Here is an 11,797-nt window from a genome sequence, read left to right on the forward strand (position 1 = left end):
GGTGACAAGCGGGACCCCGGAGCAAGTCCGGGGTGACGAGGAAGATAGTCGAACCAAGTCGCCCCTAAAACTGCTTCGCCACCCGCTCGGCGAAATCGGGCGCGACGCCCGCGCTGTTGAACACTTCGTGCGCCAGCCCCGGCCCCAGCGGCAGGTCGGCCTGCTCGCGGTAGAGCCGCTTGTAGGCGAAGACGCTGTGCCGCGACTGGGCGGCGATCGCTTCGGCCAGTGCCCGCGCCGTCCCATCGAGCTCGGCGTCGGCGACGCACTGATTGGCGAGCCCGATCCGCGCCGCCTCGCGCCCGTCGACGGGCAGGCCGGTGAAGCTGATCTCGCGCGCCTTCCACTCGCCGACGCGGCGCGGCAGCCGCTGGCTCATGCCCCAGATCGGCACCAGCCCGAACTTGCCGTGGGTATCGGCGAAGCGCGCGCTTTCGCCTGCGACGATGATGTCGCCCGCCAGCGCCAGCTCCAGCCCGCCGGTGAAGCAGCCGCCCTGCACCGCAACGATCAGCGGTTGCGGCAGCTCGGCGAGCTTGGTCACGATCGACGCCTGATAATGCGGCCGCGGCGCTTCGAGCCCGCGTTCCTTGAGGTCGTTGCCGGCGCAGAAGACCGGCCCCGCCGCGCGCAGGATCACCGCGCCGATCCGCTCGCCCGCCGCGGCGATCGCGTCGGCGTGCGCGTCGAGTTCGCTCCACAGCGCAAGGTTCAGCGCGTTGCGCTTGTCGGGGCGGTTCAGCGTCAGCGTCGCGATGCCGTCGGCATCGTCGCGCAGCACCAGTTGGTTCATCTCGCTCTCCCTTTTTCGGTTCCTTGCCGTCCAAGCAGGAAAGGCGGGGCCTGCCAAGAGCATTGACTTTGCGATATTTTGACATAATGAGTGCCATAAGTTTTCGCGGGGGGAAAGGCGATGACAATGCGCGGACATACCGGCTGGGGGGCCGGCCGCCTTGTCCGGGGTGGTGGGGCCCTGGTCGCGCTCACCCTGCTTGCGGCGGCGCCGGCCAAAGCCAGCCCGGCGCCGCCGCACCATCCCAATATCGTCATTCTGCTCGCCGACGACTGGGGGTTCAGCGACGTGGGGTCGTTCGGCAGCGAGATCGCGACTCCGAACATCGACGCGCTCGCGGCGGCGGGGATGCGCTTTTCCAATTTCCACGTCGCGGGCTCCTGCTCGCCGACGCGCGCGATGCTGCAGAGCGGGGTGATGAACCACCGCGCCGGGCTCGGCAACATGCCCGAGACGATCCCCGACGCGCATCGCGGCAAGCCCGGATACGACACGGTGATGAACCTGCGCGTCGTGACGATCGCGCAGCTTTTGAAGGCGGCGGGCTATCGCACCTATCTGACCGGCAAATGGCATCTCGGCAGCGACGCGAAGCGGCTGCCCGGCGCGCGCGGCTACGACCGCGCCTTCAGCCTCGCCGACGCCGGTGCCGACAATTTCGAGCAGCGGCCGATCGAGGGCATGTACGACACCGCCGCCTGGACCGAGAATGGCAAGCCCGCGACGCTGCCCAACGATTATTATTCGTCGCGCTTCGTCGTCCAGAAGATGATCGACTATATCGAGGCCGACCGCGCGAGCGGGAAGCCCTTCCTCGCGTCGGTCAATTTCCTTGCCAACCATATTCCGGTGCAGGCGCCCGACAGCGACATCGCGCGCTATTCGGCGATGTATCGCGAGGGCTGGACCAAGCTGCGCGAAGCGCGGGCGAAGCGCGCGGTCGCGCTCGGCATCATGCCCGCGAGCACCGCGCTGGTGACGATGAAGACGACCCCCGACTGGGCGAAGCTCGATGCCGAGGAGCGCGCGGCGGCGATCCGCGTGATGCAGGCCTATGGCGCGATGGCGACCGCGATGGACCGCGAGGTTGGGCGGCTCGTCGCGCATCTCAAGGCGACCGGCGATTACGACAACACCATCTTCGTCTTCCTCTCGGACAATGGCGCCGAGCCGACCGATCCCTACAACCGGCTGCGCAACCGGCTGTTCCTCGGGATGGAATATGACACCTCGACCGCGAACATCGGCCGTCGCGGCAGTTTCAGCGCGATCGGCCCCGGCTGGGCGAGCGCCGCCTCGTCGCCGCTGTCGGGCTACAAGTTCAGCGCGACCGAGGGCGGGCTGCGCGCGCCGCTGATCATCGCCTGGCCGGGGCATCCGCAAGTCCGCGCGGGCGCGATCAACGGCGGCCTTGCGCATGTTACCGACATATTGCCGACATTGCTCGACCTTGCGGGGGTGGCGGGGCAGGACGGCACCTGGAACGGCCGCCCGGTCGAGCGGCTCGCCGGGCGCAGCCTCGTCCCCATGCTCGCGGGCGGCGTGGGCAGCGTCCATGGCGACACGCCGATCGGTTACGAACTGTCGGGCAATGCGGCGCTGTTCCGGGGCGATTACAAGCTCGTTCGTAACCTTCCGCCGACCGGCGACGGCCAGTGGCGGCTCTACGATATCGCGACCGATCCGGGCGAGACGAAGGATCTCGCGACCGCGATGCCCGACCGTTTCGCGGCGATGCGCGCCGACTATGCGGCCTTTGCCAAGGACAATGGCGTGCTTGAAATGCCCGCCGGCTATACCGCCGACGAGCAGATCAATCTCTATGCCTGGCGCCAGCAGGGGAAGAAACGGGCGATCCAGGCGGGGCTGGTGCTCGGTGGGATTTTGGTGGGGTTGGTTGCGCTGTTGTGGATTTGGCGGCGGTCAAAGGCTCGCAGATAGGAGCATGTGTCCCAGCGAAGGCGGGGACCCAGAGGATCACTGCTCGAACTTTGGCCTCATGCGCTCTGGACCCCCGCCTTCGCGGGGGAGCAGCCGCTCTATCCGTGGATAGTGCCGATCAGCGCCTCGACCATATGCAGGGCGACCCCGGCAGCATCCTCGACCGACAGCCCCTGGTCCTGCCGGATCGCGCGCCAGTTCTGGAACGACAGCGCCGCGCACAGCGCCTCGACCTGATAGCGATCGCTGCGCACTCCGGCAGGAAGCAGCCGTAGCACGAGGTCGCGTTCCATCGTCACGACCTGCGCATATTGGCCCATCAGAAAGGGCGACTGATAGCGTTTGATGTTGGCGGCGAGGCGGAAGGGCAGCATCGTCTCGAACACCCGCGCGCGGCGGCGGGTGAGGTCGCGGACATTGGCGCGCCAGTCAGGGTCGGCATAGGGCGCGGTGATCACCGGCCAGATGCGGTCGGCGACGATCCGCGAAATCTCGCGATAGAGCGAGTCCATATCGTCAAAATGGCGGAATACGGTGCGCAGGCCGACGCCCGCCTCCTCGGCGACGCGCGCCGCGCTCGGCATCAGGTCGCCGCCCTCGATCAGGTCCATCATCGCCGCGACGATGCGCTTGTGGCTCGACCGGCCGCGCTCGCGCCGCCCGTCGATCCGCGTGCCTTCCTCGGCCGGTCCGGCTGCCACTTTCCCCTCCATGCTCCTCCGCTGGCCCAGCTTGCGCCGCGCGTCAATGGCCGTGTCGAACCATCTTGCGCCGCAATCGATATAATGACACATATAGTGTCATAAGTTTATTGGCAACGGTCCGGCAGGTGGGGCAATGGACGGGCAGGCAGCGACCTTGGGAGTTATATGGGGCGGCGCGCTGCTGCTCTGGCTCGGCTTCCTCCTTTTCTACGACGGGGTTCGCCGGCCGTTGCGCCGCGAAGAGGTCGACGATTTTCTTGCGACGCTCGGCCCGCGCCTGACCGAGACGGGGAACGACGTCGACCGGCTGCGCGCCTTTCTGGAGGCCGACGACGGGCGCGAGTTCGTGATGGTCAATCTCGTCCGCACGCGCCCCGGCCCGGTCACCGACCCGGCGAGCGGTGAGACGCGCGCGGGACACGAATGGCTGCGCCGTTATTCGGAGCCTTTCGTGCGCGGGCTGATCGCGCGCGGCGGCCATCCTCTGTTCGTCGGGCGCAAGGTCGGCGGTTATATCGATGCGTGGAACACGCCCGCCGACCCCGGCTGGTCGCTCGCCGGGACGATGCGCTACCGCAGCCGCCGCGACCTCGTCCGCATGGCGGCGGACCCGCGTTTCCGCGCCGCGCATCTCAATAAGACGCTGGGGATCGAGGCGACCTTCTCCTTTCCGACGCAGCGCCAGATCGCCTTTTACGCGAGCCCGCGCGCCACGGTCGGCCTGACGCTCGCGCTCGCCGCGGCGCTCGCTCACATCATGATACTGACTTTCGCAGGGGGGACGGCATGAAGAAGAGATGGGTGGCGCTAGGCGTCCTCGCGCTGCTCGGCGCGGGCGGCTATTGGGGTTTTCAGGCGAATAAATACCGGCTTCCCGGCCTGCTTCAGGACTGGCGCGATCCGGTGCAGCCGAATCGCCCGGTCGCCTGGCAACAGGGGCCCGCGACGGCGGCCGCCAATCCGCCCGGGGCCAAGCGGCCGCCGAACATCATCCTGATCGTCGCCGACGACATGGGCTGGAACGACATCAGCCTCAACGGCGGCGGGGTTGCGGGCGGCATCGTCCAGACGCCTAATATCGATGCGATCGCGCATCAGGGGCTGAACTTCACCACCGCCTATGCCGCCAACGCGACCTGCTCGCCCTCGCGCGCGGCGATGATGACAGGGCGCTATCCGACCCGGTTCGGCTTCGAATATACCGCGGTGCCGGTGGCGTTCGCGGAGAATCTGACCCACGGCAGCGGCATCGGGCCGCTGAAACCGATCTTCCACAAGGAACTTATCACCGACGACATCCCCGATTATCCCGACATGGGCGTGCCTGCGAGCGAGGTGACGATCGCCGAGGCGGTGAAAGCGGCGGGCTATCACACGCTGCACATCGGCAAATGGCATCTTGGCGAGGCGCCGAAGCTGCAGCCGCAGCGCCAGGGCTTCGACGAAAGCCTCGCGGTGCTCGCGGGCGGCGCCAAATATCTGGACGACGACGATCCCGACGGGGTCAACGCGAAACTGCCGTGGGACCCGATCGACCGCTTCATCTGGGCCAATCTGCGCCCGGCGGTGACGTTCAACGGCAGCAAGCGTTTTCACGTCAAGGGGCATATGACCGACTATTTCGCCGACGAGGCGATCAAGGCGATCGACGCGAACCGGAATCGGCCCTTCTTTATGTATCTCGCCTTCAACGCGCCGCACACGCCGCTGCAGGCGACGAAGGAAGACTATGCGAAATTCCCGCAGATCAAAGACCGCAAGACGCGCGTCTATGGTGCGATGATCGCGCAACTCGATCGGCGGATCGGCGACGTCATGGCGGAACTCAAGCGTGCCGGGATCGACGACAATACGCTCGTCATCTTCACCAGCGACAATGGCGGCGCCTGGTATAACGGGATAGCGGACCTCAACGCGCCCTATCGCGGGTGGAAAGCGACCTTCTTCGAGGGCGGCATCCGCACCCCGCTGTTCATGCGCTGGCCGGGGCATATCGCGCCCGGATCGATCCGTGCCGACCTGACCGGCCATCTCGACATCTTCGCAACGATCGCCGCCGCGGCGGGGGCGAAGCTGCCGACCGACCGCGTCATGGACAGCGAGAATATCCTCGCCGGCCCCGCAAAGCGGACCGCGATGTATTGGCGCTCGGGCGATTATCGCGCGGTGCGGATGGGCGACTGGAAATTGCAGGTGACGAAGCGCCCCGAAAAGGCGCGTCTCTACGACCTCGACACCGATCCGACCGAGCGGCACGATGTGTCGGCACAGCAGCCGCAGCGCGTCGCCCAGCTTCGCGCGATGATCGAGGCGCAGAACAAGGGCATGGCGAAACCGATCTGGCCGGGGCTGATCGAGGGGCCGATCCGCATCGATGTGCCGCTGAACGCGCCGTGGAAGGACGGGCAGGACTATATCTACTGGACGAACTGATCGAACAGCTCGACCGCGATAACGGGTCCGGCGAGCGATAGCGAAATGCTGGCAGGTGCCTCAATCAGCAGCGCGTCGAGCGCCGAGAGGTCGAACCGGCGCCCATCGACCGTGACCCCGGCGGTGCCGGTGGCAAGTAGTAGCAAATAGTCCGCCGAGGTCGGCCGTGCGGCCTGCCATCGATCGAGCTTGGCCGAAAAGGCCCCGCGCCGTGCCATGATGTTCAGGACGGTGCAGGCCTCGCCGACCGGAGCGGCGCTCACCATCTCTTCACCGGTAAAATGCAGCGCGGCGGAGCCGGGGCGCAAGCGCTGCGCTACATCGCCGATCTTGATGACCAATTCGCCATCCAGCAGCATCAACGTGCGGTCGATCTCCGGAAACTGCGAAAAAGGCCCTGCCGCCGCAATCGTCGCAACGCTCGCGCGCCACAAGAAGCTCTTGTCGTCCGCACCCTCTGCAAAGACGGCGACGTCGCGCGTGACGCCGCCGCCATTCTTCCACGGCCGCGCGACCCGGTCCCGCGCGCGGAGCAGGCGGACGCCGTTCAACCCAATATGCCGGGCAGGTCGAGCCCCTTCTCGCGCGCGCACTCGATGGCGATGTCATAGCCCGCGTCGGCGTGGCGCATCACCCCGGTGCCGGGGTCGTTCCACAGCACGCGCTCGAGGCGCTTCGCGGCTTCGGGGGTGCCGTCGGCGACGATCACCATGCCGCTGTGCTGCGAATAGCCCATGCCGACCCCGCCGCCGTGGTGCAGCGAAACCCACGTCGCGCCGCTCGCGGTGTTGAGGAGAGCATTGAGCAACGGCCAGTCGCTCACCGCATCGGACCCGTCGCGCATCGCCTCGGTCTCGCGGTTCGGCGAGGCGACCGAGCCCGAATCGAGATGATCGCGCCCGATCACCACGGGGGCTTTCAACTCGCCCGATGCGACCATCTCGTTGAAGGCGATGCCGAGCCGGTGGCGGTCGCCGAGCCCGACCCAGCAGATGCGCGCGGGCAGGCCCTGAAAATGAATCTTCTCGCGCGCCATGTCGAGCCAGTGGTGAAGGTGCGCATTGTCGGGCAGCAGCTCCTTCACCTTGGCGTCGGTCCTGTAGATGTCCTCGGGATCGCCCGACAGTGCCGCCCAGCGGAACGGCCCGACACCCCGGCAAAAAAGCGGGCGGACATAGGCGGGAACGAAGCCGGGAAAGTCGAAGGCATTCTCGACGCCTTCGTCCTTCGCCATCTGGCGGATATTGTTTCCGTAATCGGTCGTCGGCACGCCCGCCGCCTGCAGATCGAGCATCGCCTGCACATGCACCGCCATCGACGCCTTCGCGGCTTTCGCGACCGCGGCGGGGTCGCTCTCGCGCTTTGCGAACCACTCGTCGAGGGTCCAGCCCGCGGGGAGATAGCCGTTGACCGGATCGTGCGCCGAGGTCTGGTCGGTGAGCAGGTCGGGGTGGATGCCGCGGCGCACCATCTCGGGCAATATCTCGGCGGCATTGCCGAGCAGGCCGACCGAGATCGGCGTCTTCGCGGCGCAGCTTTCCTCGATCAGCGCCATCGCCTCGTCGATGTTGTTCGCCGCCTTGTCGAGATAGCCGGTGCGCAGGCGCATTTCGATGCGGCTCGGCTGGCATTCGATCGCAAGGCACGACGCGCCCGCCATCACGCTCGCGAGTGGCTGCGCCCCGCCCATGCCGCCGAGCCCGGCGGTGAGCAGCCAGCGGCCCGACAGGTCGCCGTCATAATGCTGGCGCCCCATTTCGACGAAGGTTTCGTAAGTGCCCTGAACGATGCCCTGGCTGCCGATGTAGATCCAGCTTCCCGCCGTCATCTGGCCGTACATCATCAGGCCCTTTTTATCGAGCTCGTGGAAATGCTCCCAATTCGCCCATTCGGGGACGAGGTTGGAGTTGGCGAGCAGCACGCGCGGCGCATCCGCATGGGTGCGGAAGACGCCGACCGGCTTGCCCGACTGGATCAGCAAAGTTTCGTCGTCATTAAGCCGCTTCAGCGTCTCGACGATCCGGTCATAGCTTTCCCAGTCGCGCGCGGCGCGGCCAATGCCGCCATAGACGACGAGCTCCTCGGGCCGCTCGGCGACATCGGGGTGGAGGTTGTTCATCAGCATCCGCATCGGCGCTTCGGTGAGCCAGCTTTTCGCGCTGATTTCGGGGCCGGTCGCGGGGCGGATCACGCGGCTGTTGTCAAGACGGGTCATCACAGTCCTTTCGCAAAATCGAGGGTCGCGGCGATCACTTGCTCCAATACGGGTCGGATCGCGGGAGCGGGGTCGAGGGGGGAGGGCCAGTTGGCGTGGGTGATCCCGGCGGGCTCGGCCATATAGCCGCGCTGCGCGAGTTCCATCTGGATCGCATGGACGCTGTCGTCGGGGCGGCCATAGTGGCGCGTCGTCCAGCCGCCCTTGAAACGGCCGTTGACGACATGGCTTTCGCCGCTCGCGGCGCAGATGCCGGCGACGACGGTTTGGAGTTCGGGCGCGCAGGTGGCGCCGCTGTTGGTGCCGATGTTGAACTGCGGCAATTCGCCGTCGAACAGGCGCGGGACGTGGCTGCGGATCGAATGGGCGTCGTAGAGCACGACCTTGCCGTGCCTTGCCCTCAGCCGGTCGAGCTCGGCCGCCAGCGCTTCGTGATAGGGGCGGTGATAGAGGTGCAGTCGCCGCGTGATCTCCGCCTCGTCGAGCTCGCCGAAGCGATAGAGCGGGGCGCCGTCGAAGGTCGTGGTCGGACAAAGCTCGGTCGTCGCCTGCCCCGGATAGAGCGAGGCGCCCGAGGGATCGCGGTTCATGTCGATGACGCTGCGCGAAATATCGGTCGCGATCGTCGTCGCGCCGAGGCCGGCGGCGAAGGCATACAGCTCGGCGATCCACCAGTCGGTGTCGATCTGCGCGTGCCACGGCGAGACGAACTGCTCGTCGAGTCCCGCGAGGTCCGTCCCGCCGTGCGGAAAGGCGACGACGAGCGGCGCATCGCCGCGATGGATGCGCAGCCAGTCCATCAGCCGACCCCCGGCAACCGCGCGGGCACCGCGGCAACGAGGCTGCCCGAACGGATCAGCGCGGTCGCGGCCTCCATATCGGGATGGAAATGCCGGTCGTCTTCGAGCGCCGGCACGGCGGCACGAAGATGCTTGTGCGCGGTTTCGAGCGCATCGCTTGATGTCAGCGGCGCGTGGAAATCGATGCCCTGACACGCCGCGAGCAGCTCGATCCCGATCACCGCGCTGGCGTTGTCGGCCATGTCGAGCAGGCGGCGCGCGCCGTGTGCGGCCATCGAGACATGATCCTCCTGATTGGCGCTGGTCGGAATCGAGTCCACGCTGGCCGGATAAGCGCGCTGCTTGTTTTCGCTGACCAGCGCGGCGGCGGTGACCTGCGGGATCATGAAGCCCGAATTGAGGCCGGGGCGCGGAGTGAGGAAAGCGGGGAGCCCCGACAGCGCGGGATCGACCAGCATCGCGATGCGGCGCTCCGCGATCGAGCCGATTTCGCACAGTGCCATCGCGATCATATCGGCGGCGAAGGCGACGGGCTCGGCGTGGAAATTGCCGCCCGACAGCGCCTCGTCCGTATCCGCGAAGATCAGCGGATTGTCGGAGACGCCATTCGCTTCGATGCCCAGCGTCGTCCCCGCCTGCCGCAAAAGGTCGAGCGCGGCGCCCATCACCTGCGGCTGGCAGCGCAAACAATACGGGTCCTGCACGCGCGGATCGTCGACGGCGTGCGAGGCGCGGATCGCCGATCCCGCCATCAGGGCGCGCAGCGCATCGCCGACCTCGCGCTGTCCCGCATGGCCGCGCAGCGCATGGATGCGCGCATCGAACGGCGCGTCGGAGCCTTTGGCGGCCTCGGTCGATAGCGCCCCGGTGATCAGCGCCGAGCGGAACAGCGTTTCGGCGCGGAACAGCCCGGCCAGCGCATTGGCGGTCGAAAATTGCGTGCCGTTGAGCAACGCGAGCCCTTCCTTGGGGCCGAGGTCGAGCGGCGCGAGCCCCGCCGCCGCAAGCGCTTCGGCGGCGGGCAGCGTGTTGCCGCCGACCTCGATCGCGCCGACGCCGATCATTGCCGCGGCCATGTGCGACAGCGGCGCGAGGTCGCCGCTCGCGCCGACCGAGCCTTGCGACGGCACGATCGGGGTCAGCCCCTTTGCGAGCATAGCCTCGATCATCGCGACCGTAGCGCGCTGCACCCCCGAGGCCCCCATGCCGAAGCTCGCGAGCTTGAGCGCCATCATCAGCCGGACGATCGGCGTCGGCGACGGCGCGCCGGTGCCCGCGGCGTGGCTGAGCACGATGTTGCGCTGAAGCGTCGACAATTCGTCGTCGGCGATCCGCACGCTCGCGAGTTTTCCGAAGCCGGTGTTGATGCCATAGACGGGCGCGCCCTTTGCGACGATCCGCGCGACCGCGGCGGCGCTCCGGTCGATCGCTTCCCACGCGCCCGCATCGAGCGCCGCGCCCGCGCCTTCGTAGATCGCGTTCCAGTCGGCGAGCGTCATCGCGCCGGGGGTGATCGTCACCATGTGCCTTGTCCCATCCAGATTCGTTGGTGCAGCGGATTGAAGCCGATGCGGCCGACCAGGTCGGCGGGCCGCTCGATGTCCCAGATCGCGAGGTCGCAATGCTTGCCGACCTCCAGCGTCCCGGCCTCGGCCTGCATCCCGAGCGCCTTCGCGGCATGGCGGGTGACGCCGAGCAGGCATTCGTCGACGGTCAGGCCGAACTGCACCGCCGCCATATTCATCGCCAGCAGGATCGAGGTCAGCGGCGAGGTGCCGGGATTGCAGTCGGTCGCGAGCGCGATCGGCACCCCCGCAGCGCGCAGGCTCGCAACGGGCGGCAGCTTTGTCTCGCGCAGGAAATAATAGGCGCCGGGGAGCAGCATCGCGACGGTCCCGGCCTCGGCCATCGCGGCGATGTCGTCGTCGTCCAGATATTCGAGGTGATCGGCCGACAGCGCCTGATGCCGCGCCGCGAGCGCCGCGCCATGCTGGTTCGACAATTGCTCGGCGTGGAGTTTGACCGGCAGGCCGTGCTTCGCGGCGGCGGCGAACACGCGGTCGGTCTGCGCGGGGGTGAAGCCGATATTCTCGCAAAAGGCGTCGACCGCATCGGCGAGTCCCGCCGCCGCGATTTCGGGCATCATCGTTTCGCAGACGAGGTCGATATAACTGTCCGCGTCGCCGGCATATTCGGGCGGCAACGCGTGGGCGCCGAGGAAGGTCGTGCGCACCGTCACCGGCCGCGCCTTGCCGAGCACGCGCGCGGCGCGCAGCATCTTCGCCTCGTCCGCCGCCGAGAGGCCATAGCCCGACTTGATCTCGACCGTCGTCACCCCCTCGGCGATCAGCGCGTCGAGGCGGGGGAGGGCGCTCGCGACCAGATCGGCCTCGCTTGCGGCGCGGGTCGCGTGGACGGTCGACACGATGCCGCCGCCGGCGCGCGCGATCTCTTCATAGGAGGCGCCCTTCTGGCGCAGCTCGAACTCGGCGATGCGGTCGCCGGCGAAGACCAGATGGGTGTGCGGGTCGATCAGCCCCGGCGTGATCCAGCGTCCTTCGCAATCGACCGTCTCGGTCGCGGGCGGCGCATCGACCATCGACCCGACATAGGTGATCGCGCCCGCCGCCATGGCGACCGCGCCATTCTCGACGATACCAAGGCCGGGTAGCCCATCCTGCATCGTGGCAAGGCGGGCGTTGGTCCACAGGCGGTCGCTATGCATCGGGCCCTCTCCTGCTTGCTGGCCGACTCAATTATGTATATACATTAATGGCAGACGGATAAAGATGTCCAGATGGGAGGTGGCGACATAGTTTGAAACGCGAGGCGCGATCTGCCTCCCCCGTCACCCCGGATCAAGTCCGGGATGACGAGGAGGGTAGTCGAACCTTTCAAAATCTAACTAGGT

At 67.3% G+C, this 11,797-nt stretch carries 10 protein-coding genes; 3 read left to right on the forward strand and 7 right to left on the reverse strand.

Annotation, left to right across the window (positions count from 1 at the left end; translation table 11 throughout):
• Positions 1-64: 64 nt before the first annotated feature.
• Positions 65-793, reverse strand: coding sequence for an enoyl-CoA hydratase-related protein (locus tag OJI97_RS09900; RefSeq protein WP_297663079.1), 729 nt, complete (start codon positions 791-793; stop codon positions 65-67).
• 126 nt (positions 794-919) lie between these two features.
• Between OJI97_RS09900 and OJI97_RS09905 the strand changes: the two genes are divergently transcribed.
• Complete coding sequence (locus OJI97_RS09905; RefSeq protein ID WP_297663081.1) at positions 920-2,734, forward strand: arylsulfatase; 1,815 nt, start codon at positions 920-922, stop codon at positions 2,732-2,734.
• Between the two features lie 98 nt (positions 2,735-2,832).
• Here OJI97_RS09905 and OJI97_RS09910 read toward each other — a convergent pair whose 3' ends face one another.
• Positions 2,833-3,435, reverse strand: a complete 603-nt coding sequence (locus tag OJI97_RS09910) for a TetR/AcrR family transcriptional regulator (RefSeq protein WP_297663083.1) — start codon at positions 3,433-3,435, stop codon at positions 2,833-2,835.
• A 136-nt stretch (positions 3,436-3,571) separates the two neighbouring features.
• Here OJI97_RS09910 and OJI97_RS09915 point away from each other — a divergent pair, with 136 nt between their 5' ends.
• Complete coding sequence (locus OJI97_RS09915) at positions 3,572-4,228, forward strand: hypothetical protein (RefSeq protein ID WP_297663085.1); 657 nt, start codon at positions 3,572-3,574, stop codon at positions 4,226-4,228.
• Entirely contained in the window at positions 4,225-5,871 is a 1,647-nt protein-coding gene (locus OJI97_RS09920) for a sulfatase-like hydrolase/transferase (RefSeq protein ID WP_297663087.1), read from the forward strand. Before OJI97_RS09915 ends, OJI97_RS09920 begins: the two co-directional genes overlap by 4 nt.
• Here the strand turns inward: OJI97_RS09920 and OJI97_RS09925 are convergent.
• From OJI97_RS09925 to hutI, 5 genes are read right to left on the reverse strand one after another with little or no spacing between them, the layout of a single operon-like run.
• Positions 5,856-6,422, reverse strand: coding sequence for a HutD family protein (locus tag OJI97_RS09925; RefSeq protein WP_297663089.1), 567 nt, complete (start codon positions 6,420-6,422; stop codon positions 5,856-5,858). The genes OJI97_RS09920 and OJI97_RS09925 overlap by 16 nt on opposite strands.
• Positions 6,419-8,086, reverse strand: coding sequence for a urocanate hydratase (gene hutU / locus OJI97_RS09930; protein WP_297663091.1), 1,668 nt, complete (start codon positions 8,084-8,086; stop codon positions 6,419-6,421). Before hutU ends, OJI97_RS09925 begins: the two co-directional genes overlap by 4 nt.
• Complete coding sequence (gene hutG, locus OJI97_RS09935) at positions 8,086-8,886, reverse strand: N-formylglutamate deformylase (RefSeq protein ID WP_297663093.1); 801 nt, start codon at positions 8,884-8,886, stop codon at positions 8,086-8,088. The genes hutU and hutG overlap by 1 nt, the downstream gene beginning before the upstream one ends.
• The gene (gene hutH / locus OJI97_RS09940; protein WP_297663095.1) at positions 8,886-10,409 is read right to left on the reverse strand and encodes a histidine ammonia-lyase; all 1,524 of its coding nucleotides are present in this window, start codon (positions 10,407-10,409) and stop codon (positions 8,886-8,888) included. The genes hutG and hutH overlap by 1 nt, the downstream gene beginning before the upstream one ends.
• Positions 10,403-11,611, reverse strand: coding sequence for an imidazolonepropionase (gene hutI, locus OJI97_RS09945; protein ID WP_297663097.1), 1,209 nt, complete (start codon positions 11,609-11,611; stop codon positions 10,403-10,405). Before hutI ends, hutH begins: the two co-directional genes overlap by 7 nt.
• Positions 11,612-11,797 lie beyond the last annotated feature (186 nt).

The sequence above is a fragment of the Sphingopyxis sp. genome (genome assembly GCF_025869345.1).
GTDB lineage: Bacteria > Pseudomonadota > Alphaproteobacteria > Sphingomonadales > Sphingomonadaceae > Sphingopyxis.

What these genes read in the sequence shown, in the direction of transcription:
- OJI97_RS09900 (WP_297663079.1), bottom strand. Translation starts at nt 793, where the DNA reads ATGAACCAACTGGTGCTGCGCGACGATGCCGACGGCATCGCGACGCTG.
- hutG (WP_297663093.1), bottom strand. Translation starts at nt 8,886, where the DNA reads ATGGACTGGCTGCGCATCCATCGCGGCGATGCGCCGCTCGTCGTCGCC.
- OJI97_RS09905 (WP_297663081.1), top strand. Translation starts at nt 920, where the DNA reads ATGCGCGGACATACCGGCTGGGGGGCCGGCCGCCTTGTCCGGGGTGGT.
- OJI97_RS09915 (WP_297663085.1), top strand. Translation starts at nt 3,572, where the DNA reads ATGGACGGGCAGGCAGCGACCTTGGGAGTTATATGGGGCGGCGCGCTG.
- hutI (WP_297663097.1), bottom strand. Translation starts at nt 11,611, where the DNA reads ATGCATAGCGACCGCCTGTGGACCAACGCCCGCCTTGCCACGATGCAG.
- hutU (WP_297663091.1), bottom strand. Translation starts at nt 8,086, where the DNA reads ATGACCCGTCTTGACAACAGCCGCGTGATCCGCCCCGCGACCGGCCCC.
- hutH (WP_297663095.1), bottom strand. Translation starts at nt 10,409, where the DNA reads ATGGTGACGATCACCCCCGGCGCGATGACGCTCGCCGACTGGAACGCG.
- OJI97_RS09920 (WP_297663087.1), top strand. Translation starts at nt 4,225, where the DNA reads ATGAAGAAGAGATGGGTGGCGCTAGGCGTCCTCGCGCTGCTCGGCGCG.